This is a genomic window from Vibrio sp. RE86, assembly GCF_013114545.1.
Taxonomy (GTDB): domain Bacteria; phylum Pseudomonadota; class Gammaproteobacteria; order Enterobacterales; family Vibrionaceae; genus Vibrio.
This window is the reverse complement of the sequence record NZ_VTXI01000064.1, coordinates 1-919: the sequence shown is the minus strand read 5'-3', so window position 1 is coordinate 919 and position 919 is coordinate 1. Positions and strand designations below refer to the sequence as shown.

Sequence of the window (919 nt, the reverse complement as noted above, 5' to 3'; positions counted from 1 at the left end):
CGACTTGAACAAGAGCTCGAAGATGAACGTCTGAGATGTCTTCTTCTCAATAGAGTGGTCGATATTCTTGACTCAGAGCATGGGATGTCGCTAAGAAAAAAGTATATAGAGAAGGAGCAAGAAGCCTTCAAAAAGAGAAGAAAGTAAGCTTAAGTAAAGCTTGCTCATTGCTCGATATCTCTCGTCAATCTGTCTATCAAAGAGAAAAACGCGAGACAACTCGTCAGGTTGAGCTTGCTCCAGTGAAAGAAATGGTCCTTGAACTAAGACGCTTTATGCCTCGTCTGGGAACTCGTAAGCTCTATTTCTTACTGAAACCGAAACTGATAGCCAAGGGAATAAAGCTTGGGCGTGATGCTTTGTTTGATTATCTCAGGGAAGAGCGCTTACTCGTTAAGCCGAAGCGGAGTTACATCAAAACAACGAACAGCATGCACTGGATGAAAAAGCACCCGAACTTACTAAAGGAAGTCGTTCCTTCAAAACCAGAAGAGGTTCTGGTAAGCGATATTACCTATGTGCGGTCCAACGAAGGGGTTCACTACTTGTCATTGGTTACTGACGCCTTTAGCCGAAAAATCATGGGGTATGAAGTCAGCAATGAAATGAAAGCAAGCGATGTTGTAAAGGCTTTAGATATGGCGGTAAAAACTCGGTGTTATCGTCATGCGACAATCCATCACTCAGATAGAGGACTTCAGTATTGCTCTTGTCTCTATCAAGAAAAGCTGAAAAGGCATGATATAACTCCATCAATGACAGATGGGTATGACTGTTACCAAAACGCGTTAGCTGAGCGGGTCAATGGCATTCTTAAACAAGAGTTTTTACTTACTCAGTGCAAAGATCTTAACGAGTTAAAAAAGCTTGTTGAAGAGTCGATATATACGTATAACGAAATGAGGCCGCATCTTAGCCT

At 42.1% G+C, this 919-nt stretch carries 1 pseudogene; it reads left to right on the top strand.

Annotation, left to right across the window (positions count from 1 at the left end):
• Positions 1-919: pseudogene (locus F0231_RS20770) on the top strand (IS3 family transposase); the annotation flags it as partial.